Consider the following 21,343-nt stretch of genomic DNA (forward strand, 5'->3'; position numbering starts at 1 on the left):
TTTCTATTATTTACGGCGGATCCGCCGGCGCGGGCTCTGGGCCCCCGCCGGCGGATGCCCGCAACCGTTGCTTCGCGGGATAGCTCAGGAAGGCAGACTAGCTGTCTTTTTTGCCTTCGTCGTTGAGGCGGCGCAGGGTTTCCTCGGGCGTTTCGGTGCGCGGCGCGTCGTGGACCGGGGCGCTGGCGTCCGTGCCCTCAGCACCCAGCTTCTCGGTGGTCAGCGAGGACGCATCGTCGGGAACGACGGTCGGCTCCTCGGCAGCGACAACCGGCTCCACAATTTTGGTGACGGCCTGGCGGTGCACGGTGGCGGTGTTCCCCGGGGAGAGCTCCAGCGTGACCTTGTTCTCGGCCTCATCGATGTTCACGATCCGGCCGAACAGCCCGAAGCTCGTCATGACCTCGACACCGGGCTCGAACTTGGACTGAAGCTGTGCCTGCTGCTGCTGGGTCTTCTTGTTGCGGCGGAACATCATGAAGACGAAAAGTCCGAGCATGACGAACAGGAGAATCGTCATGATGTCGATGCCGCCGCCGGCCTGCGGCTGGGTCTGGGCAGAAATAAGTCCGAACACAGGGATTGTTCCGTTCTGTACTTGCATAGCTGTTTTTCAGCAACGTCCGTTTGCTCCGGGCGGCGCGGGCAGGGGTCTGCGCAGCAAACTGGCAGCGAGACCGTCCCCCAGACCGCCGGCGGCTACCTGCTCTCCGCCCACGGAAACAAAACCCGAACGTGCCGAGCGTCATACCAGTCTAAAGGGAAAAGCTGAAAGAACGGTGCTAGCGGCTGTTTCGGATCCATTGAGGATCGGTTTCTTCGCCAAGGTCCCCGCCGGGCACGCCCATAGGGCTCTGGTCCAGCTCGTCGGCCTGGAACAGCTCGAGCGGGTCCTGGCCGAAGGCGCCGGCCGGAACGGCGAAGCCCAGGTGCGTCCATGCCGGCGCCAGGGCAATGCGGCCGCGCGGCGTCCGGCCGAGCAGTCCCTCCCGCACCAGATAGGGCTCGGCGACCGTTTCCACGGTCTCCGTTTCCTCGCCGACGGCGATCGCGAGCGTGGACAGGCCGACCGGCCCGCCGCCGAACTTGGTAATGAGGGCCTCGAGAACGGCACGGTCCAGCCGGTCCAGGCCGCGCTTGTCCACCTCATACATGTCCAGGGCCGCAGACGCCGCCCGCGCATCGATTTGCTCAATGCCGTGCACGAGCGCCCAGTCCCGGACGCGGCGCAGGAGCCGGTTGGCGATGCGCGGCGTGCCCCGGGACCGGCCGGCGATCTCGCTGAATCCGGCGGAATTGACCTTCAGGTCCAGCAGGCCGGCGGAACGGCGCAGGACCAGTTCCAGCTCCTCGACGGAGTAAAACTCAAGGTGGCCGGTGAAACCGAAGCGGTCCCGCAGCGGCCCGGGAAGGAGGCCCGCCCGCGTGGTGGCGCCGACGAGGGTGAAGGGCGGCAGCTCCAGCGGAATGGCCGTGGCGCCGGCGCCCTTGCCGACGACGATATCGACGCGGAAATCCTCCATCGCCATGTACAGCATTTCCTCGGCCGGCCGGGACATGCGGTGGATTTCATCCAGGAACAGGACCTCGCCCTCGGAGAGCGAGGAAAGGATGGCCGCGAGGTCACCCGCGTGCTGGATGGCCGGGCCGCTGCTGATCCGCAGCGGGACGTTCATTTCGGCCGCGATGATCATGGACAGGGTGGTCTTGCCCAGGCCGGGAGGGCCCGAGAGCAGCACGTGGTCCGCGCTGCGGCCACGCATGCGCGAGGCCTCCAGGACGAGCGAGAGCTGCTTGCGGACCCGGTGCTGGCCCACGAAGTCGTGCAGGTTCTTGGGCCGCAGGGCGGCTTCGATGACCCGCTCCTCCGGCTCCTCTCCCCCGGCGACGATCGACGGCTCAGCCACGCGCGCCTACCCGGTTTCCGGCGCGGGCGCCGTCCTGGCCCAGCCAGCGCAGCGTCGCGCGGAGAATCTCCGCCACATTGCCGTTGGCGGCAAGGTCCGGGGAATCGGCCAGGGACTTGTCGATGCTGGCCGTGGCATCCTTTTCGGACCAGCCCAGGCTGGTCATCGCGGCCACCACCTGTGGCTTCCAGACTGATTCCGCGGACACGGCCGCGACGGGCGCGCCGGCAGTGCCGTGCGGCACAAGCTTGCCGGCGAGTTCGAGCACGATCCGGCCGGCCACCTTCGGTCCGATGCCGGGGACCTTCGTGAAGGCCTTGCCGTCGCCGGAGTGTGCGGCCACCCGGATGGCTTCCGGCTCGTGGACGGCCAGCACGGCCAGGGCGAGGCGGGGACCGACGCCGCTGACGCTGAGCAGCACGTCAAACACCTCGCGCTCGTCATCGCTCGCGAAGCCGAACAGGGTCAGCGAGTCCTCCCGCACGATCAGGGACGTGAACAGCTTTCCCTCCTCACCCACCCGGAGGCCACTGAGGGTCTGCGGTGTGGCGTTGACGCTCATGCCGGCGCCGTTGAGGTCGATCACGGCGGAGGACAGGCCAACATGCGCAACGGTTCCGCGAAGAAAACTGATCAAGGCCGGGCTCCTGGTCTAACTGGCGTCTGTAACTGGGGGATTAAAGAAAGTACGGCCCGGCACGCCGGCTATCCGAACATATCTACGAATACCCTACCAAGCTACGCGGCGCCACAGCCGGACATTCAGCGCGCACGGCGCGCTTTTGCCTCCGCGTCCGCCCACGCCCGCTGCGCCGGAGTGAGGGACTGGCTGCCCGGCCCCGTCGTCGAGACGGCGGCGCCGCTGCCGGCCCGCCAGGCATGGGTGATGGCCAACGCGAGGGCGTCGGCGGCGTCGGCCGGGCGCGGGGGCGCGTCCAGCCGGAGGATCTTGGTCACCAGCTTGGTGACGGCGTCCTTGTTCGAGGTCCCGCTTCCCGTCACGGCGGCCTTGACCTCCGACGGGGTGTGCAGCGCCACCGGGATGCCACGGCGCGCGGCGGCCGCAATGACCACGCCGGAGGCCTGCGCCACCCCCATGACCGTGCTGACGTTGAGCTGGGAAAAAACCCGTTCCACGGCGAGGACGTGCGGCTCGTACTTGTCCAGCCACTCATCGATGGATGTGGCGATGACCAGCAGCCGCTGGTCCAGGCTCTCCTCGGGGGAAGTTCCCACGACGCCGAAGGCCACCAGGGTGGCCCGCCGGTTCCGCTCGACGTCGACGACGCCGATCCCGCAACGGGTGAGGCCCGGGTCAACCCCCAACACGCGCAGCGTCACGATTGGGCCGTCAAGACCGGGCCTCAACGTCTCGGCGAGGTGAGCGCGTCACTCAGCTTCCAGTGCGGCCTGCACTTCGTCGCTGAGGTCGGCGTTGCTGTAGACGTTCTGGACGTCGTCGAGCTCTTCCAGGGCGTCCACGAGCTTCATGAACTTCTTGGCGGCGTCGAGGTCCAGCGGCACCTGCATGGACGGCACAAACTCGGCCTCGTCGGTGTCGTACTCGATGCCGGCTTCCTTGAGGGCATCGCGGATGGCCTGCAGGTCGGTCGGCTCGGAGTGGATCTCGAAGCTGTCGCCGTTGTCCTTGACTTCCTCTGCCCCGGCGTCGAGGACTGCCATCAGGACGTCGTCCTCGCTGAGGCCGTTCTTCGGCAGCGAAACGACGCCCTTGCGGGAGAAGAGGTAGCTGACGGAGCCGGGATCGGCGATCGTGCCGCCGTTGCGGGAGATGGCGAGCCGGACCTCGGAGGCGGCACGGTTCTTGTTGTCCGTGAGGCACTCGATCAGCAGCGCGGAACCCTGCGGGCCGCGGCACTCGTACATGATTTCCGTGTAGTCGACGACCTCGCCGGTGAGCCCGGCGCCGCGCTTGATGGCGCGGTCGATATTGTCAGCGGGCACCGATGTCTTCTTGGCCTTGGTGACGGCCAGTTCCAGGCTGGGGTTGCCGGAGAGGTCAGGGCCGCCCATGCGCGCCGCGACTTCGATGTTCTTGATCAGCTTGGCGAACGACTTGGCCCGGCGGCTATCAAGGATGGCCTTCTTGTGCTTGGTCGTCGCCCATTTGGAGTGGCCTGACATGCTTTACGCTTCTCCTCTGATCATTCGAATAAACAGTTCATGCACGCGCTTTTCCCCCGTCACTTCCGGGTGGAAGGAGGTGGCCAGCAGCTTGCCGGAACGCACTGCAACAATTCTAGCCGTCCCGTCCAGGGATTCGGGGTGGCCGGCTTTGGACGGTTCCACCTGGGCGAGGACTTCGACGCCGTCGCCGACGCGCTCCACCCAGGGCCCGCGGATGAAGACGGCATGGACCGGGGCCACTGCCCCGCCGGCGGCGCTGAACCCGAGCCCCCTGAAGTCCAGGTCCGTCTCGAAGGACTCGCGCTGCCGGCCGAAGGCGTTGCGGCGCACGGTGATGTCGAGTCCGCCGAACGTCTGCTGCGGGTTTCCGGCCAGGTCCTTCGCCGGGTCCGCGATCTCGTCCGCCAGCAGGATCATCCCGGCGCACGAGCCGTAGACGGGCAGGCCGGCCTGGATGCGTTCGCGCAGCGGATCCCGGAGCCCGAAGATCCTGGCGAGCTTGTCGATCGTGGTCGATTCGCCGCCGGGGATGATGAGCCCGTCCAGGCCGTCGAGTTCGGCGGGACGCCTGATCCCGACGCCCGCGGCACCGGCGGCTTCCACGGCATGCAGATGCTCCCGGAAATCGCCCTGGAGTGCCAGGACACCAATCCGGAGGCCCGAACCCGCGCGGGATTCAGGGGAAAAAGAGGGGGTGGTCATCCCCACAGCATAATGCGCTGCGCCGCGCCGCAGCGCATAGAAGGCGCATGGAAGGCGCCTGCAACGGCCCCGGGCGTCCGGGTTCCATGCCGCTGCTGGGATATATTACAGAGCATGCTTTACTTCAGCGTTCCGCTCGGCAAGTTCGTCCGCCGGGTCTCCCGGCTCAGGGGCGGAGGCTCGGCCCTCCCCGGGCTTGTGGTCGAAAAAATCGACCCCGATTTCATGCGGCGGACGTTGTCCACGCTGCCGCTGGGGGTCGCCGTTGTCAGTGGCACGAACGGGAAGACCACCACCACCAAGATGGTGGTGGAACTGCTCGAGAGCCAGGGACTGAAGGTCTTCACCAACCGCACCGGCAGCAACTTCACCCGCGGCGTGGCCGCGGCGCTCCTGGGCGAGGTCGACTGGCGGGGCCGGCTCGATGCCGACGTCGCGGTCCTGGAACTGGACGAGGCACATGCCGTGCACTTCGTCAACAAGGTCCCGCCGCGGTACAGCCTCCTGCTCAACGTCCTCCGCGACCAGCTGGACCGTTTCGGCGAGATCGACAAGACCGCCGAACTGCTCCAGCACATCGCGTCCAGGACCACCGGGACCGTGGTCCTGAACCGGGAAGACCCGCGCGTCGCCCGGATCGCGCAGACCCTGGACGGGCCGGAGGTGCTCTACTTCGGGCTGGACGATTCCCTGCTGAGCACCTTCCCCAACGACGACGACATGCGCGCCGCCCCTGGCAGCCCGGTGCCGGCCGCCCCCGCCCGGCCCGCCGCCGACGTCGTGTTGCGCCGCGTGGGCGCCGACGACGCCGATTTCGAGTACGACGGCGCGACGGTCACCACGGGGATGAAACTGCGCGGCGTCTACAACATCTTCAATGCCGCCGCCGCGCTGACCCTGGCCCGCGGCGTCGCGGGCGCCCGCGGCACCGGGACCGACCAGGCCGGCCTGCTGACGGCGCTGTCCAAGGTGGCGCCGGCGTTCGGCCGCGGCGAAAGCCTCGTGGTCGATGGCCTCCCGCTGGAACTGGTCCTGGTCAAGAACCCCAGCGGTTTCCGGCTCGGCCTCAAATCCTTCCCGGCCGCGGGGTACGCCACGATGATCGCGATCAACGACAACTACGCAGACGGCCGGGACATGTCCTGGCTGTGGGACGTCGAATTCGACACGCTCCGCGACGGCGGCGTGGACCAGCTCACGGGCTCCCGCGCGTATGACATGGCGCTGCGGCTGCAGTACGACGACGTCGCGATCGGCGCCGTCGACACGGAAATTGCGCCGGCGCTGGCAGCGTTCATCCGCGGCGGCGAGGGCAAGCCCAAGAGGATTTTCTGCACCTACACGGCCATGCTGGCCATCCGCCGCGAGCTGTCCAAAATCACCACAGTGGAGGTGGTCTCATGACCCCCCGGTCCCCCGAAACCCCGCACGAGCTGTCCTTTGGGCACGAACTTCCGCCCGAAGATTCCGCGGCCCCCAGCAAGGGAACCATCCGGGTCCTGCAGCTATACCCGCGGGACATGAACATTTACGGCGACTGGGGCAACGCCCTGGTCCTCGCGCAGCGGCTGCGCTGGCACGGCTACACACCGGAACTGCTCGAATACAACGTTGGTGACCCGTTCCCGGCAGACGTGGACCTGATTGTCGGTGGCGGCGGACAGGACAGCGGACAGCTCGTCATCCAGGACGACCTCCTCTCGCGCGAGTCCACCCTGAAGCAGATGGCCGACGACGGCACCCCAATGCTTGTGATCTGCGGGCTGTACCAGCTGTTCGGGAAGTTCTTCAAGACCCGGCTCGGGTCCGTCCTGCCGGGCATCGGCATCCTGGACGTGGAGACCCACGGCACCGATGAGCGCCTGATCGGGAACGTCACGGTCTCCTCCCCCGAATTCGGCAGCATCCTGGGCTATGAGAACCACAGCGGCCAGACCACACTGGGACCGGGCGTCGAACCGCTCGGGACCACCGCCAAAGGCACCGGCAACAACAGCACCGACGGCCAGGAGGGCGCCCGCTACCGCAACATCGTGGCGAGCTACCTGCACGGCTCGCTGCTGCCCAAGAACCCGGCCCTGGCGGATTTCCTGATCCGGACCGCCGTCGAACGTAAATACGGCAGCTTCACCCCGGGCACCCCGGACGACTCCTACGCGGTGCTGGCGCGGGAACACGCCGCCCGCCGGCCCCGCTGACCCGGATGGCAGGCACCGGCGGCGGCACGATCCAGATTGGGCGCGACACGCCGGGGCGGCAGGACGTCCTGCAGCTGCTGGGCGAGCACCTCGCCGACATGTACGCGACCTCCCCGCCGGAAAGCGTCCACGCCCTTGATCCCGCCGCGCTGGCAGGCCCCGGCATCAGCTTCTGGACGGCCCGGCAGGACTCCCGGCTCCTGGGCTGCGCGGCGCTGAAACACCTGGCTTCCGGCGACGCCGAGATCAAGTCGATGCGGACCGCGAATGCAGCCCGCGGGCGCGGTGTGGCCTCGGCTCTGCTGCGCCACGTTCTGGCGGAGGCCCGGGACAGCGGCTACGAACGCTTGTTCCTGGAGACGGGTAGCCAGGAGTTTTTCGCCCCCGCGCGGCGACTGTACGAACGGCACGGCTTCGTGGGCTGCCCGCCTTTCGCCGGCTACGAAGCCGACCCCAACAGCGTCTTCATGAGCCTGCGCCTCGACGCCGGGTAACAGCCCGGAAGCTTTCCACGGCCCGGCCTGCCATTACCGGCCCCCATTACCGGCTCCGAACGAAGGCCAGGACGTCGCGCGGCACCCGCCTGCTCGATCCCGCCCGGAGATGGCCCCACCGCTCGTAGACGATCAGGGTGCAGTCTGGAATCAACCGCGCGGTCTCCTCCGCAACCGTCCTCGGGAAGAACGCGTCCCGCCCGCCGCAGAGCAGCAGGACGGGCGGGCGAATGAGCGGCAGCACCGCCCGCGCATCGAACGCCAGCTCGGCACGCGCCTCCGTCAGGATATCCGCGGCGGGGCACCCGGCGGGGTCCAGCACGCGCCTGCCGACAACAGGTCCCAGCAGTTCCCGCAGCCACCGGGTCCGCGGGCCCGGTAAGAGGTACTCGGCCAGGACCGTGCCGGCGCGGCCCGGGTCTCCGGCCGCGACGGCGGCGGCCATCCGCTCGTCCACGTCCTTGCCCCACGCGCTCAGTTCGGCCGCCGTGACCACCATCGCGATGTGCCCGAAGGACCGCGGATGGCGGGCGGCCAGGTACTGCCCGATCATCCCGCCGAATGACTCGGCCACCACCAGGTCAACCCGGCCGCCGAACTCCTCGGCGATCAGCCGGGCATAGTCGGCCGCCATGTCGGCGCTGGTGTGCGACTCCGGCATGTTCCGCCGGCGGGTGACAATCCAGATGGCGTACCCGGCCTCCTGATAGGCGGCGAACTCCCGCCGGAACACCTGGCGCAGCACCCCCTGGGGCACAAAGCTCCCCGGTCCGCCCTGGACGAACAAGAGCGTCTTCGGGCCCGGGCCCCACGTCAGGTAGTCCATCCCGTTAGGGAACGTCCCGCTCCGGGATTCCCGATCCCGCCGGCCTGCCCGCGCCATGACGACGCTGGCCTACGGCGTCGTCAGGGGCTGCGGCTGCCGCAGCAGCTCCGCGAACTCCGCCGGCCGGGATGCCGGCCACCAGTGGCCGCTGTCCACCCGGATCACCGTGAGGTCATCCACCCAGGATTCCAATCCCTCCATGAGGTCCGGCGACAGGAAGGAATCCTTCAACGGCACCACCACCTGGACAGGCAGCGTCACGCGGCCGCCGGGCGGCCAGTTCACGGCCGAGAAAAAATTGGCGCGGTAGAGGGCCAGACCGCGGATGGGATCATCGCCGACGTCGCGCTTCGCCGTCTGCGCGTAGCGTTTGGTGAGGAACAGGCGCCAGGCGGCCTCCGGCAGCTTCGGCACAAGGAACGCGGCGATGTACCAGCTGCGGGCCAATTGACCGGCCAGCTGCGGCCACGCCCGTGGACGTGCATACCGGCTTCGCACCCACCGGGCGAAGTGCCGCAGGTCCGGGCCGGAGATGGACGTGTACCGGCCGATCAGCCCCGCGGCCCTAGGGTCCTGGACTGCGGCCCAGCCCTGGATCGATCCCCAGTCATGGCCCACAAGATGGACGTCCCTGGCTCCGACGGCGGCCAGCACGGCGAACATGTCATTCACGAGCGTCTTCAGGGTGAAGTCCCCGGGGAGGCCGGTGACGGCGGACGCGCCGGCGTTCCGGGTGTCGTAGGCGACCACGTGGTGGCTTCGGGCCAGATCACGGATGGCCGGCAGGTAGACCTGATGGTTGTCCGGATAGCCGTGTACCAGCAGCAGCGTCGGCACGTCCGGTCCCGGCTCCCTGCCATACTCAAACACGGCAAGCTCGGCCCCGTTGGCCGCGACGGTGCGCCGCCGTTCGTTGATCATCTCCATGCCGCCCAAGCTTAGGGCCCCGCGGTGAGAATAAGCTCATGGGCGCCCGCCGCCGCGGCGCCCATCGACTCCAGCACGGCCGTGGTGCGCCGGCGCGTGGCCGCGTCCGCCGCCGTTCCGGCACAACGGCCCTGCGGCGCGTCGGCCGCGACCGAACACCAGCGGTAGGGTCCGCGGACCATCACCGACGGCGCCCAGGCCAGGTCTGAGGCGGCCCAGGACCCGGCCGCGTCCTGGCTGAACTGCACCCGGACCAACAGGCCCTCGTTGTTGACGACGAACGACGGCGAGAGCTCGGTGATGCCGTTCCCAAGCCCGTACACAATCCAGGTTCCCTTGTACTTCTCGATCGGCAGCATCGAGTGGCTGTGGTGGCCGTAGACCAGGCTGAACAGGCCGCTGTCCACGAGCGCATGGGCGACGTCGCGCTGCTGGGCGTCGGGCCTGTTTGAGTACTCCTGGCCGGCGTGCATGACCCCCAGCACGATGTCCGCGCCCAAAGCCCTGGCCTTGCGTGCTTTGGAAATCATGGCATCGGGATCGAGCAGGTCAACCTGCCAGGGCTGCTCGGCGCGCAGCCCGTTGAGGCCGTATGTGGCATCAACGACGGCGATTTTGGCCGCGGCGGTCTGCAGGATCAGGATCCCCTGTGACTCCGCCTCGGTCCGGTACGAGCCCGTGTGCCGGAGTCCGGCGGCGTCGAGGGCGTCCAGGGTGCGGATAAGTCCCGCGGTGCCGCGGTCAACGGTGTGATTGCTGGCCGTCGTGCAGGCCTGATAGCCCACGCCCCGCACGGCGGTGATGATCTGCGGCGGAACGTTGAACGAGGGATACCCGGAGAACGGACCGTCCGGGCCGGCCACCGGTGTCTCCAGATGGCAGATCGCCACGTCGCTCTGCTCGATGTAGCGCCGCTGGCCCTCCAGCAACGGCCCGAAGTCCAGCCCCGCCGCGCCGGCAGCGCGGGCGTCCTCGCTGGCCTGCCGCCAGAGCTGGGGGTGGACCAGCATGTCCCCGGTGACGAGGACGGAGGTGCACCGGGCAGCCGCACAGCCTGGACCCTTCCCGGGCGTAGGCGTGGGCGTCGGTGTGGGCGTCGGGGACTGCGTCGGGGTGCCCGACGGCGGCCGGGCGACGTCAGCCGCTCCCCCGGTACCGCCGGCTCCCGCCGTGGGACCCGGGGGGTTATCCGGCCCGGCAAAGAGTCCGCAGGATGCCAGCAGAGACGCGAGAACAACGGCCGTGGCGACAGCCAGCATCCGTCCCCGAGGCCTTGCGGTCGTGCTCCCCATGCCGCTCATCCTATGGTGGGCGGCATCACAACACACGGAGGCGATCGTTGAGAAGCGGCCGCCTGCATGAAAGAGTCATTTCATGACCAATCCCCTCCTGAGCCCCAGCACCCTGCCCTATGGACTGCCGCCGTTCGCGGATATCGAAGACGCGCACTACGCCGAGGCCGTCGAGGCCGGCCTCGCCGAGCACCTTGCCGAAATCCAGGCCATCGTGGACACCCCGGCGGCCCCGACCTTCGAAAACACAGCCCTTGCCATGGAGCGCTCCGGCCGGCTCCTGGACCGGGCCGCCGCCCCCTTTTTCACCCTGGTTTCCGCGGACGCCCCGGACACCATCAGGGACCTCGAGACCCGACTGTCCCCGCTCTTTGCCGCCCACCAGGACGCCGTCTACCTCAACCGCGGGCTCTACGAGCGCTTCGCGGCGCTGGACGCAACGGTCCTGGACGCGGAGTCCGCCCGGCTCGTGGAGGAATACCTCAAGGAGTTTCGGGCCTCCGGCATCCAGCTCGACGACGCCGGCCAGGAGCGCCTCAAGGAAGTCAACGCCGAGCTTTCCCGGCTCGGCACCGAGTTCGGCCAGCGCGTCAAGGAGGGCATGAAGTCCGCGGCCCTGCTGCTTGATGACGCCGACGACCTCGCCGGCCTGCCCGCCGACGACGTCGCCAGCGCCGCCGAGGCTGCCCGGACCGCCGGACACGAGGGTAAGTTCCTGCTGACCCTGATCCAGCCGAGCAACCAGCCCGCCATGGCCGCGCTGGCGAACCGGGATGTCCGCCGTCGCCTCTATGAGGCCTCCATCGGCCGCGGCAGCGACGGCGGCAGCTTCGATGTGCTCGATCTGGTCAAGGACATGGTCCGGCTCCGCGCCGAGAAGGCCAGCCTTCTGGGGTTCGCGAACTTCGCCGAACTCAGCGTGGACCGGCAGACGGCACCGGACTTCCAGGCCGTTCAGGCGATGATGAGCCGGCTGGCCCCGGCCGCCGTCCGCAATGCCGACGCGGAGGCCGAGGCGCTGGCCGAGGCCGCCGGCCACCCGCTCGAGGCCTGGGACTGGGCGTACTACTCGGCCAAGGTCAAGCGGGAGCGGTATGCCGTGGACGAGCAGGCCTTGCGCCCCTACTTCGAGCTTGACCGGGTTTTGAATGATGGCGTGTTCTTCGCGGCGAACGCCCTGTACGGCGTCACCTTCCACGAACGCGCCGACCTCGCCGGCTACCACCCGGACGTGCGAGTCTGGGAGGTGAAGAATTCCGACGGCACGGACCTGGGCCTGTTCCTGGGCGACTACTACACCCGTGACACGAAGCGCGGTGGCGCGTGGATGAATTCCCTCGTGGAGCAGTCCGGGCTGCTGAACACCCGTCCTGTGGTGATCAACAACCTCAACATCTCCAAGCCGCCGGCCGGCGAACCCACCCTGCTGACGCTGGACGAGCTGCGCACCACCTTCCACGAGTTCGGCCATGCCCTGCACGGCCTGTTTTCCGCCGTCACGTATCCGCGGTTCTCCGGTACGAACGTGCCGCGGGACTTTGTGGAATACCCTTCGCAGGTCAACGAAATGTGGATCATGTGGCCCGAGGTCCTGGCCAACTATGCCCGGCACCACGCGACCGGCGAGCCCCTGCCGCAGGAGACCGTGGACAAACTCAACGCCGCGCAGCTGTGGGGCGAAGGCTTTGGCACCACGGAATACCTCGGCGCTGCGCTGCTGGACTTGGCGTGGCATGTCCTGGACGGCTCCGACATCCCGGACGACGCCGTCGAGTTTGAAGCGAAGGCCCTGGCTGCGGCCGGCGTGGCGCACAGCCTGATCCCGCCGCGCTACCGGACCGGCTATTTCCAGCACATCTTCGCGGGAGGCTGGTACGCCGCCGGCTACTACTCCTACATCTGGAGCGAGGTCCTGGACGCCGACACCGTGGAATGGTTCAAGGAAAAAGGGGGCCTCAGCCGCGCCAACGGCGACTTCTTCCGCGCCGAACTGCTTTCCCGCGGCAACAGCCGGGACCCGCTGGAGTCCTTCCGCGCCTTCCGCGGCCGGGACTCGGATCTCGGGCCGCTGCTGAAGCGCCGCGGCCTCGACTGACCCGTCTGAACTGAACCCTCATCGACTGACCCCTCTTCGACTGCTCCGTAGGCGCCCTTTTGAGGCCCGATAACGGCAGTTGCGGAGCAATCGACGGGGAAAACCAACGACGCCGGGCGGCCACCCAAGAAGGTGACCGCCCGGCGTCGTCAATCAGGAGCGTCAGGCGAAGGGCGGTGTGATCCGGCAGCGTGCGTAAAAGGGGCCCCGCGCCCCGAGCAGCCTCTTAGCCGCCAACAAGGCGCGGGGAATAGCACGCCGAGGATCAGCGCCGTCCGGCGCCCCCAAAGGCCCGAACGTTACCAGCCGCGCTCGGCGAGGCGGTGCGGCTGCGGGATCTCGTCGACGTTGATGCCGACCATGGCCTCGCCCAGGCCGCGGGAGGCCTTGGCGATCTCGTCCGGGTCGTCGTAGAAGGTGGTGGCCTTCACGACGGCGGCGGCACGCTGGGCCGGGTTGCCGGACTTGAAGATGCCGGAGCCGACGAACACGCCGTCGGCGCCGAGCTGCATCATCATCGCGGCGTCGGCCGGGGTGGCGATGCCGCCGGCGGTGAACAGCACCACCGGGAGCTTGCCGGTCGCGGCAACTTCCTTGACCAGTTCGTACGGTGCCTGCAGTTCCTTGGCCGCGACGTAGAGCTCGTCCTCCGCCATGCCGGCGAGCTTCTTGATCTCCGCGCGGATCTGGCGCATGTGCGTGGTGGCGTTGGAGACGTCCCCGGTGCCGGCCTCACCCTTGGACCGGATCATCGCCGCGCCCTCGTTGATGCGGCGCAGGGCCTCGCCCAGGTTGGTCGCACCGCAGACGAACGGAACGGTGAAGTTCCACTTGTCGATGTGGTTGGTGTAGTCGGCCGGGGTCAGGACCTCGGACTCGTCGATGTAGTCCACGCCGAGGGACTGCAGAACCTGCGCCTCGACGAAGTGACCGATCCGGGCCTTGGCCATGACCGGCACGGACACGGCCGCGATGATCTTGTCGATCATGTCGGGATCGGACATGCGGGACACGCCGCCCTGGGCGCGGATATCGGCCGGAACGCGTTCCAGCGCCATCACGGCCACGGCACCGGCGTCTTCGGCGATGCGGGCCTGCTCGGCGTTGACGACGTCCATGATGACGCCGCCCTTGAGCATCTCAGCCATGCCGCGCTTGACGCGGCTGCTGCCCGTGACGTTCTTCGCGGACGCGCCGGCTTCGCTGCTTACATCAGGTGTAGACACAAAAACCCCTATGGGTAGATAGATGACCTCGCCGGGGGCGCGGACGGCACGTTCATGCCGTGTCTCGCACACACCGGATTACCGGATCCATTGGCCGGTAAGGCTAATACTATCCCCCGGCCGGGGCACGGCAGAATTCGGGTTACAGCAGTCGAATCCCGCGCGGGGACAGGGATTGGGCGCGGCCGCCGGGGCACCGTGTGGCGCCGTCAGGCGGGACGTTCGGTGGCGGTACCTTCGGGTTCCCCAAGCGACTGGCGGTGCACTGTCACGATGCGCTGGATCACTGTCACCAGGCTCGCCGTCGCGAGCAGGCACAGCGTCACCAGCAACACCACGGAGGGCAGGCCCAGGCCGGTGAGTCCCGTGACCACCAGCACGGACACGAGGCGCTCGGCGCGCTCGGCGATGCCGACGTTGGCGTGAAAACCCAGGGCTTCGGCCTTGGCCCGGGCATAGGAGACCACCATGCCGAGCACCAGGCAGAGAATGGCGGCGACGGCGATCGCCGGGTTGGCGCCGCCGGTGAAGAACCAGACGGCGACGCCGGCGAACAGGGCGCCGTCGGCCACGCGGTCAAGGGTGGAGTCCAGGAAGTTGCCCCACCGGCCGCCGCGCTGCTGCATCCGGGCCATGATGCCGTCGATGACGTCGGAGAAAATGAACGCCGTGATGAACACGGTCCCCCAAAAGAGCTGCCCGAGCGGGTAGAACACGAGGGCGCCGACCACGACGCCGAGCGTGCCGACCACCGTCACGGCGTCGGGAGAGACCCCGATCCTCAGCAGCCAGCGGGCAACCGGGGAAAACAGGGCGGTGAAGAAACCCCGGGCGTGCCTGTTAAGCATCCTTCTCCCCGGCTGTTTCCTGGTGCGCTGGTATTTGCTGCTTTGGTGTCTCCTGCGGCGCGGGCGTTTCCTGCGGCCAGGCGTCGGCGACCTGCTGGCGGACCTCGCCGAGGGTCTGCGTGACCGCCTTGGTCTGGGCAATGATGGGGAAGAAATTTCCGTCCCCGCCCCAGCGCGGCACCACGTGCTGGTGCAGGTGGCCGGCGATGCCCGCCCCGCCGGTGACTCCCTGGTTCATGCCCAGGTTGAAACCGGAGGGGTTGGCGACTTTGCGCAGCACCCGCATGGCCGTCTGCGTCAGTTCGGCGAATTCCGCCGTTTCCTCGACCGTGAGATCCGTGTAGTCGGGGATGTGCCGGTAGGGGCAAACCAGCAGGTGGCCCGGGTTGTAGGGAAAAAGGTTCAGCACCACGTAGCTGGTGCGGCCCCGGTACACGATCAGGGAGTCCTCGTCCCCCCGCTCGGGTGCGGCGCAGAACGGGCAGTCGTTGGGGTCCTTGAACTGGTGCTGGCCGCCCTTGATGTACGCCATCCGGTGCGGGGTCCACAGGCGCTGGAAAGCGTCCGGGACCCCGGCCAGGCCGAAGTCGTCCGTCACGGCGTGGTCGCCCGGATACTCCGGCCCGGCCCCTGTCGATTCCTGCACGCGCTGCCCTTCCGTCTGCCTAGCTGGTCCGGTTGCGGACGGCGTCGACGATCCGCTGGACGGCCTCGGCGACGGGCACACCGTTGTCCTGGCTGCCGTCGCGGAAGCGGAAGGACACCGCTCCCGCCTCGGCATCGTCCCCGCCGGCGATCAGCACGAACGGGATCTTGTCCTTGCTGGCCGTGCGGATCTTCTTCGGGAAACGGTCCGAGGAGATGTCCACCTCGGCGCGGATGCCGGCCGCCTTGAGCTGGTCCACGACGTCGAACATGTAGTCGTTGAAGGCCTCCGCGACCGGGATCCCCACCACCTGGACGGGTGCCAGCCAGGCAGGGAAGGCGCCGGCGTAGTGTTCGGTGAGCACGCCCATGAAACGTTCCACCGAGCCGAACAGGGCGCGGTGGATCATCACCGGCCGCTGCCGGGTGCCGTCGGCGGCCTGGAACTCGAGTTCGAAGCGCTCGGGCAGGTTGAAGTCCAGCTGGATGGTGGACATCTGCCAGGTGCGGCCGAGCGCGTCCTTGGCCTGGACCGAAATCTTGGGGCCGTAGAACGCGGCTCCGCCCGGATCCGGGATGAGCTCGAGCCCGGAGGCTTCGGCCACCTCGGCAAGGGTGCGGGTGGCTTCGTCCCACGCGGCGTCGTCGCCCACGAACTTGTCTTCGTTCTTGGTGGAGAGCTCGAGGTAGAAGTCGTCCAGGCCGTAGTCCTTGAGCAGGCCCAGGACGAAGTTCAGCGTGCTGGTGAGCTCGTCCTTCATCTGCTCGCGGGTGCAGTAGATGTGGGCGTCGTCCTGGGTCATGCCCCGGACGCGGGTCAGGCCGTGCACCACGCCGGACTTCTCGTAGCGGTAGACCGAGCCGAATTCGAAGAGCCGCAGGGGCAGTTCGCGGTAGGACCGGCCGCGGGAGCGGAAGATCAGGTTGTGCATGGGGCAGTTCATCGGCTTGAGGTAGTAGTCCTGGCCGGGCTTGCGGACCGTGCCGTCCTCGTTCAGCTCCGCGTCGATGTGCATCGCCGGGAACATGCCCTCCTTGTACCAGTCCAGGTGGCCGGAGACCTCGTACAAGTGACCCTTGGTGATGTGCGGGGTGTAGACGAAGTCGTAGCCGGCATCGACGTGGCGCTGGCGGGAGTAGTCCTCCATGGCCTTGCGGATGATGCCGCCCTTGGGGTGGAAGACCGGCAGGCCCGAGCCGAGTTCGTCCGGGAAGGAGAACAGGTCCAGCTCCGCGCCGAGCTTGCGGTGGTCGCGGCGCTCGGCCTCGGCAATGCGCTCCTGGTAGGCCTTGAGCGCGTCTTTGGTGGGCCAGGCGGTGCCGTAGATGCGCTGCAGCTGCTGGTTGTTCTGGTTGCCCAGCCAGTAGGCCGCCGAGGACCGGGTCAGCGCGAAGGCGTTGGAGATCAGCTTGGTGTTCGGCAGGTGCGGGCCGCGGCACAGATCGCACCAGACGCTGTCCCCGCTCTTGCGGTCCACGTTGTCGTAGATGGTGATGTCGCCGGCGCCGACCTCGACGCTGACGCCCTCGCCGGCATCGGCGGCGTCATTCTTCTTGCCCAGCAGTTCGAGCTTGTAGGGCTCGTCCTTCATCGCCTCGCGGGCCTCGTCCTCGGACACGACGCGGCGCACGAACTTCTGGTTCTGGTTGATGATCTTCTGCATCATCTTTTCGAGCTGGCGGAGGTCTTCCGGGGTGAAGGGTTCAGCGACGTCGAAGTCGAAGTAGAAGCCGTCCGTGATGTAGGGGCCGATGCCGAGCTTCGCGTCGGGGCGCAGCTGCTGCACGGCCTGGGCCATGACGTGGGCCGTGGAGTGGCGCAGGACGTTGAGCCCGTCCGGGGAATCAATGGTGACGGCCTCAACGTTGGCGTCCTCGGGAAGGGGCTGGTCCAGGTCCTTCAACTCGCCGTTTACGCGGGCCACAACGACGTCGCGGCGCTCAAAGAAGAGTTCCGCGCCGGTGGTCCCGGTAGTCACCTTGGTCTCTTCGCCGTCGACGAGAAGGGTGATCTGCTGGGCATCTGACACGGGTGTCTCCTATTCAAAGTTAAGGCTTCGTAGCTTGTGGCGTACGGGGACCACAGCCAGCCTCGTCCATGCTATCGGTTTCTCCAGAGGCCAACCAACGCGCCACGGGCGCAGCCGCAACCCAGCGGCGGCCCCGCCGCGGGCCGGTCAGCCGCCCAGCCCGGTGATGGCGAGGTTCCTGCTGATCCCGTCCAGGGGACCGTCCAGGGGGCCGGACAGGTAAGGCTCCTGCTGGCCGTCGACGCCGGATTCCGGGGCCGGGAACGGCAGGCTCTCGGGGCGGCTGAGGTCCCAGGCCATGGAGGCGCTGATACTTATCCCCCGCGGCCCGGTCCGGCGGGTTGTGCCGCGGATCAGCAACAGGCGGGTGCCGAACAGCAAGGATCCGGACTGCTCCTGCGCTTCGTGGAAGAAGACCGAATCCACGCAGCCCGTGCCGTCGTCGACGCTGATGAACACCACCCTCCGGCCGCCGCGCATGGGCGGAGTCTGGGTGGCCACCCGGACCCCGGCAACCAGCACCTCCGTGCCGTTGCGCAGGCCCAGCAGCTTGTCCGCGGTGGTGACGCCGAGCCGGTCCAGTAGCGGGCGGTGGCTGGTCATGAGGTGCTCGCTGACGTCCACGGCCATGAGGTCCAGCTCCGCGCGGACGTTGTCCACCATGCTGGGTGCGGGCAGCGCCGGCAACAGGTTCGTCAGCTCCACGTCCCCCAGCGGCAACGCCAGCTGGCCCTCAATGACCTCCACGCCCTTCCGCAGGGGGCGGGCCTGGAGTTTCTGCAGGTGCTGGACCAGATCCGCCCGGTTGGCGTCTCCCCCGGACGCCCGGTGCAGCGAATCGAAGGCCCCCAGCTGGGCCAGTCGCTGGATGCTGGGCCGGCTGAGCCGCGACCTGGCCCGCAGGTCCGCCAGGGAGTCGTAGGGCTGGCCGGCCACAATCCGTTTCAGCTCGGCGCCGGAGAGTCCGAAGATGCCGTTCAGGCTCAGGCGGATGCCCAGCCTGCCCCGGTCCGGCCCGGATTCCACCCGCTCCACCCGGTACTCGGCCTGGCTCCGGTTGATGTCGAGGGGAAGGATGGGGATCCCCAGCCGGCGGGCCTCGGCCACGAGCAGGCGCTTGGGGTACATGCCGGGGTCGTGTTCCCAGAGCCCGGCGAGGAAGGCCTCCGGGTGGTGTGCCTTCAGCCAGGCGGACTGGTAGGTGGGCACGGCGAAGGCGGCGCCGTGGGCCTTGCAGAACCCGAAACTGCCAAAGCCCTTCAGCGTGCCCCAGACCTTGTCCACCACCTCGGGACCGTAGTTCCTGGCCCGCGCCTCCTTCCGGAAGAACTCCTCCACCTTGGCTTCAAGCACTTCATTGCCCAGCGCACGGCGGAACTCGTCGGCCCGCGCCAGCCCGCACCCGGTCATGACGTCGAAGGTCTTGAGGATTTGTTCGTGGAAGACCGTGACCCCGTGGGTCTCTTTCAGGACCGGCTTGAGGTCGGGATGCGGGTAGACCTCGGGGGCGAATCCGTGCCGGTGCTCCAGGAAGGGCCGGACCATGTCGGATTTCATCGGACCCGGCCTGAACAGCGAGATGTCAATGATGAGATCGTTGAATTCCCGGGGGGCCAACTTGCCGATCAGTTCGCGCTGGCCCGGGGACTCGATCTGGAAGCAGCCCAGGGTGTGGGTGCTGCGGATCAGTTCAAAGGTTGGCTCATCATCGAGCGGGACCGCGTTGAGGTCGATGTGCCCGTCCCCTGAGATGTAATCCGGCCCGGTCCCGTCAGGGCCGGCCGGATGCGCGCCGGCGGCCACCACCTCGGCCTTGGAGGGGTGGAGCCGGATGACTTCCCGGACGGCGAAGGCCATGGCGCTCTGCATCCGGACGCCCAGGACATCGAGCTTGAGCATGCCCATGGGGTCCATGTCGTGCTTGTCGAACTGGCTCATGGGCAGGCCCAGGCCGCTGGGCTGCACGGGGGTGCGGTCCAGCAGGGTGGCATCGCCGAGGATGACCCCGCACGGGTGCATGGAGATGTGGCGGGGCAGCCGGTCCAGCCGCTCCGTGAGGTCCACCAGCAGGTCCAGCTGCTGGTTTTCGGTGAAGCCGCGCTGCTCCACCCGGTCCGCGAATTCCTTCAGCTCGGGTTTCTCCACGAGGGCTTCACGGAAATGCCGGGCCGAGAACCGCCACAGCTGCTTGGCGATTTCCCCGACCTCGCCGTCGTCCATGCCCAGGGCCAGGCCGGCGTCGCGCACGGCACCGCGAGCGCGGTAACCGTTCTGCATGCTCATCAGCGTGACGCGTTCGGCTCCGAAGCGCTCAAAGATCTTCCGGTAGACGTTGTGCCGTTCTGCGCTTTCGACGTCGATGTCAATGTCCGGCAGCGTGGCGCGGTCCCGGGAGAGGAAGCGTTCAAAGATGAGGTCGTGCTGGAGCGGGTTCACCTGGCTGATGTCGATCAGGTAGTTGACCAGGCTGGAGGCGCCCGAACCGCGCGCGGCCGCCCGGACGCCCAGGTCCAGGATCATCCGGGAGACCTCTGCGACGGTCAGGAAGTAGGAGGCGAAGCCCAGCGAGTCGATGATCCGGAGCTCGTGCTCCAACCGGGCCCGCAGCTGCTGTTCCCGCTGACCGGAAATTCCCGGGAAACGGCGGCCGATGCCGGCCTCACAACGCAGGGTCAGTTCGGCGAGCGCGTCGCCGTCGATCCCGATCACGGAGGCCTCCGGGACTACGGGCTGTTTCCAGCCCATGTCGGCTTCTGGATCCATGCGGCAGCGGTCCGCGAGCGCCTCGGTCTGGGCCAGGAGCCGCTTGAGGTCCGCCGTGCCGTAGCCGGCGGCGTGGATGATCTCCTTGCCCAGCTGCAGCATCTGGGCCGCCGATTTCAGCCAGCCCTGCCCGTTGGGCTGCAGCAGCGGGGCGGCGGAGAGCTCGGGGAGGGATTTCAGCGTCCGGGCCGAGTCCAGCACATCGGCGGTGGCTGCGCCGTCCTCGGCCACATACCGCACGGCGTTGCTCAGCACGGCGGGCACCCCGTGTTCTGCGGCGAGTTTGAGCATGCGCACCGCATGGGCGGTGCTCAGCGGTTCCCCGGGCGGGCTGAGCTGGGACACAACCTCCGCCGCGAGGGTTCCGGGGGGCATGGCGTCCAGCCAGCGCTTGAACAGGGTGCGGGGCCGCAGGTAGCGCCGGCCGCCCATGGCCCGGCCGACGTCGGAGTCCGGGCCGATCAGCACTGTGAGGACCGGCTGCAGGGTTTCCGGGTGCAGGGTGCGGGAGGCCAGTTCCGCCCGGGTGACGGCCACCGGCACTATTCCCCCGGCCTTGCCCGTGGTGCGGGCATGGGCGTCGGAGATCAGCCGGCACAGCGCCCGGTAGCCGGCGCCGTTGTTGTGTCCATGCGCCAGCACGACGACGCGTCCCCCGAGCTGGGTGCGGTGGTCGCCGTCGTCGTCAAAGACCGCAAGGTCCACCCCGACGACCGCATCCAGCCCGGCGGACATACATGCCTTCAGGTGCTTGACGGTCCCGTACAGGCCGTCACGGTCCGTGCAGGCCAGCGCGGTGGCGCCGTCTGCGGCGGCCGCGGCGGCGAGTTCATCCGGCCAGGAGACGCCATAGTGGGCGCTGAAGGCGGTGGAGACGTGCAGATGGGTGAAGTTCATGCTGATTCGGACTTCCGGAGGGGCTGCAGGGCGTCGTGGATCTTCAGGAGCCGCCACCGGCCGCTGCCTACGTGCCGGGTCAGGTCTAGGGTGAGGGTCGAATCCGCGGCGTGATCCCCGACGGCTCGCACCTGGACCCGCCAGATCTCGTGATCCACCAGGCCAGGCCCGCTCCCGAGCGGCGCCCGGCGTTCCTCCGCCCACCACTGGCGGCGTTCATACCAGCGGACGGGTTCCGCGCAGACCGTATAGCGCCGGCCGGCCCAGTCCAGGCGCAGGGGCTGGCCGGAGGGCGTGCAGACGACATCCACGGACTCGCTGAAAATGCCCACGTTGCCTCCCGAC

Annotated in this window: 19 protein-coding genes; 4 read left to right on the top strand and 15 right to left on the bottom strand. The window is 68.2% G+C overall.

All coding sequences use genetic code 11. The features are described from left to right. Positions 1 to 97 precede the first annotated feature (97 nt). The 6 genes from yajC to pdxT form a co-directional block, all read right to left on the bottom strand. The gene (gene yajC / locus C566_RS0104650; RefSeq protein ID WP_026266388.1) at positions 98 to 520 is read right to left on the bottom strand and encodes a preprotein translocase subunit YajC; all 423 of its coding nucleotides are present in this window, start codon (positions 518 to 520) and stop codon (positions 98 to 100) included. Positions 521 to 782: 262 nt separating this feature from the next. Continuing rightward, the gene (gene ruvB / locus C566_RS0104655) at positions 783 to 1,907 is read right to left on the bottom strand and encodes a Holliday junction branch migration DNA helicase RuvB (protein WP_018773176.1); all 1,125 of its coding nucleotides are present in this window, start codon (positions 1,905 to 1,907) and stop codon (positions 783 to 785) included. Beyond that, complete coding sequence (gene ruvA / locus C566_RS0104660; protein ID WP_018773177.1) at positions 1,900 to 2,544, bottom strand: Holliday junction branch migration protein RuvA; 645 nt, start codon at positions 2,542 to 2,544, stop codon at positions 1,900 to 1,902. Before ruvA ends, ruvB begins: the two co-directional genes overlap by 8 nt. A gap of 125 nt (positions 2,545 to 2,669) precedes the next feature. Continuing rightward, a complete protein-coding gene (gene ruvC, locus C566_RS0104665) occupies positions 2,670 to 3,248 on the bottom strand; it encodes a crossover junction endodeoxyribonuclease RuvC (RefSeq protein WP_018773178.1) in 579 nt (192 codons plus the stop codon). A 48-nt stretch (positions 3,249 to 3,296) separates the two neighbouring features. Continuing rightward, the gene (locus C566_RS0104670; protein WP_018773179.1) at positions 3,297 to 4,052 is read right to left on the bottom strand and encodes a YebC/PmpR family DNA-binding transcriptional regulator; all 756 of its coding nucleotides are present in this window, start codon (positions 4,050 to 4,052) and stop codon (positions 3,297 to 3,299) included. Positions 4,053 to 4,055: 3 nt separating this feature from the next. Further along, positions 4,056 to 4,757 (bottom strand): pyridoxal 5'-phosphate synthase glutaminase subunit PdxT, encoded by a 702-nt coding sequence (gene pdxT, locus C566_RS0104675; RefSeq protein WP_018773180.1) that lies wholly within the window; start codon positions 4,755 to 4,757, stop codon positions 4,056 to 4,058. Positions 4,758 to 4,871: 114 nt separating this feature from the next. Between pdxT and C566_RS0104680 the strand changes: the two genes are divergently transcribed. From C566_RS0104680 to C566_RS0104690, 3 genes are read left to right on the top strand one after another with little or no spacing between them, the layout of a single operon-like run. Further along, the gene (locus tag C566_RS0104680) at positions 4,872 to 6,161 is read left to right on the top strand and encodes a Mur ligase family protein (RefSeq protein ID WP_018773181.1); all 1,290 of its coding nucleotides are present in this window, start codon (positions 4,872 to 4,874) and stop codon (positions 6,159 to 6,161) included. Next, positions 6,158 to 6,955 (top strand): type 1 glutamine amidotransferase, encoded by a 798-nt coding sequence (locus C566_RS0104685; RefSeq protein ID WP_018773182.1) that lies wholly within the window; start codon positions 6,158 to 6,160, stop codon positions 6,953 to 6,955. The genes C566_RS0104680 and C566_RS0104685 overlap by 4 nt, the downstream gene beginning before the upstream one ends. Before the next feature lie 5 nt (positions 6,956 to 6,960). After that, positions 6,961 to 7,449 carry a GNAT family N-acetyltransferase gene (locus C566_RS0104690; protein WP_018773183.1) on the top strand — a complete coding sequence of 163 codons (489 nt, stop codon included), beginning with the start codon at positions 6,961 to 6,963 and terminating at the stop codon, positions 7,447 to 7,449. 46 nt (positions 7,450 to 7,495) lie between these two features. Here C566_RS0104690 and C566_RS21995 read toward each other — a convergent pair whose 3' ends face one another. The 3 genes from C566_RS21995 to C566_RS20765 all read right to left on the bottom strand — a co-directional run bounded on the left by C566_RS21995 (position 7,496) and on the right by C566_RS20765 (position 10,494). After that, positions 7,496 to 8,275, bottom strand: a complete 780-nt coding sequence (locus C566_RS21995) for an alpha/beta fold hydrolase (RefSeq protein WP_018773184.1) — start codon at positions 8,273 to 8,275, stop codon at positions 7,496 to 7,498. A gap of 69 nt (positions 8,276 to 8,344) precedes the next feature. After that, positions 8,345 to 9,202 carry an alpha/beta fold hydrolase gene (locus C566_RS0104700; RefSeq protein ID WP_231386247.1) on the bottom strand — a complete coding sequence of 286 codons (858 nt, stop codon included), beginning with the start codon at positions 9,200 to 9,202 and terminating at the stop codon, positions 8,345 to 8,347. Between the two features lie 11 nt (positions 9,203 to 9,213). Beyond that, positions 9,214 to 10,494 carry a CapA family protein gene (locus C566_RS20765; RefSeq protein ID WP_043465720.1) on the bottom strand — a complete coding sequence of 427 codons (1,281 nt, stop codon included), beginning with the start codon at positions 10,492 to 10,494 and terminating at the stop codon, positions 9,214 to 9,216. A gap of 82 nt (positions 10,495 to 10,576) precedes the next feature. Between C566_RS20765 and C566_RS0104710 the strand changes: the two genes are divergently transcribed. Continuing rightward, on the top strand, positions 10,577 to 12,589 hold the full coding sequence (locus C566_RS0104710; protein ID WP_018773187.1) for a M3 family metallopeptidase: 2,013 nt from the start codon (positions 10,577 to 10,579) through the stop codon (positions 12,587 to 12,589). Positions 12,590 to 12,888: 299 nt separating this feature from the next. Here C566_RS0104710 and pdxS read toward each other — a convergent pair whose 3' ends face one another. The 6 genes from pdxS to C566_RS0104740 all read right to left on the bottom strand — a co-directional run bounded on the left by pdxS (position 12,889) and on the right by C566_RS0104740 (position 21,330). Then, positions 12,889 to 13,815, bottom strand: coding sequence for a pyridoxal 5'-phosphate synthase lyase subunit PdxS (gene pdxS, locus C566_RS0104715; protein WP_026266390.1), 927 nt, complete (start codon positions 13,813 to 13,815; stop codon positions 12,889 to 12,891). 209 nt (positions 13,816 to 14,024) lie between these two features. Next, positions 14,025 to 14,663 carry a phosphatidylinositol phosphate synthase gene (gene pgsA, locus C566_RS0104720; protein WP_018773189.1) on the bottom strand — a complete coding sequence of 213 codons (639 nt, stop codon included), beginning with the start codon at positions 14,661 to 14,663 and terminating at the stop codon, positions 14,025 to 14,027. Continuing rightward, entirely contained in the window at positions 14,656 to 15,309 is a 654-nt protein-coding gene (locus tag C566_RS0104725; RefSeq protein WP_018773190.1) for an HIT family protein, read from the bottom strand. The genes pgsA and C566_RS0104725 overlap by 8 nt, the downstream gene beginning before the upstream one ends. A gap of 19 nt (positions 15,310 to 15,328) precedes the next feature. Further along, positions 15,329 to 17,338 carry a threonine--tRNA ligase gene (gene thrS, locus C566_RS0104730; RefSeq protein WP_018773191.1) on the bottom strand — a complete coding sequence of 670 codons (2,010 nt, stop codon included), beginning with the start codon at positions 17,336 to 17,338 and terminating at the stop codon, positions 15,329 to 15,331. Positions 17,339 to 17,485: 147 nt separating this feature from the next. Beyond that, complete coding sequence (locus C566_RS0104735; protein WP_018773192.1) at positions 17,486 to 20,998, bottom strand: DNA polymerase III subunit alpha; 3,513 nt, start codon at positions 20,996 to 20,998, stop codon at positions 17,486 to 17,488. Beyond that, on the bottom strand, positions 20,995 to 21,330 hold the full coding sequence (locus C566_RS0104740) for a DUF6504 family protein (protein WP_018773193.1): 336 nt from the start codon (positions 21,328 to 21,330) through the stop codon (positions 20,995 to 20,997). Before C566_RS0104740 ends, C566_RS0104735 begins: the two co-directional genes overlap by 4 nt. Positions 21,331 to 21,343: the final 13 nt, after the last annotated feature.

Origin of the sequence: Arthrobacter sp. 131MFCol6.1 (assembly GCF_000374925.1) — a bacterium.
In the GTDB taxonomy this organism is placed as follows: domain Bacteria; phylum Actinomycetota; class Actinomycetes; order Actinomycetales; family Micrococcaceae; genus Arthrobacter.